This is a genomic window from Paraburkholderia sp. BR14320 (assembly GCF_040948665.1).
Classification (GTDB): domain Bacteria; phylum Pseudomonadota; class Gammaproteobacteria; order Burkholderiales; family Burkholderiaceae; genus Paraburkholderia; species Paraburkholderia youngii.
This window is the reverse complement of record NZ_JBFPKG010000247.1, coordinates 1-546: the sequence shown is the minus strand read 5'-3', so window position 1 is coordinate 546 and position 546 is coordinate 1. Positions and strand designations below refer to the sequence as shown.

The following is a 546-nucleotide window of genomic DNA, read 5'->3' as shown; positions in this document are numbered from 1 at the left end:
CCTCCGCATCAACGAAGACGCTGCGCAGCGCCTCGTGGCGCGCATACAGCTGATCGAGGCTGCGTCGCCACGCCGCGCGATCCAGCCTGCCCTGCAGCCGCCACCCCAGCGGAACGTGGTAGCGGGCGCTGTCCTTGTCCAGCTGTGCCAGAAACCACAGCCGCTGCTGCGCAAACGATAGCTCAAGCGGCTCATGACGCGATACGGCCACAATCGCCGGCAGGTGTTGGGGACCGGAGCGGCTCAATACCTCGACGATACTTGCCGCAAGATCGCTCAGCACCGGCCTGGCGAACAGCGTCGACAGCGGCAGTTCGACCCCAACAGCCTGCGACAGCCGGCTCGACACCTGTACCGCGAGGAGCGAGTGGCCGCCGAGCTCGAAAAAGTTGTCGTGGCGTCCGACGCGCTCCAGACCTAGCAGCTCCGCCCACAGCTGCGCCAGCACCGTCTCGAGCTCCCCGCGCGGCGCCTCGTAGCCCCGCCGCGCATACGCATCGTCAGCCGGCGCGGGCAGTGCCTTGCGGTCGAGCTTGCCGTTCACCG

At 68.1% G+C, this 546-nt stretch carries 1 protein-coding gene; it reads right to left on the bottom strand.

What is annotated here, in order from left to right; genetic code table 11:
• Positions 1–546 (bottom strand): phosphopantetheine-binding protein (locus AB3X89_RS40150; RefSeq protein ID WP_368588047.1); only part of this gene is annotated, 546 nt, incomplete at both ends.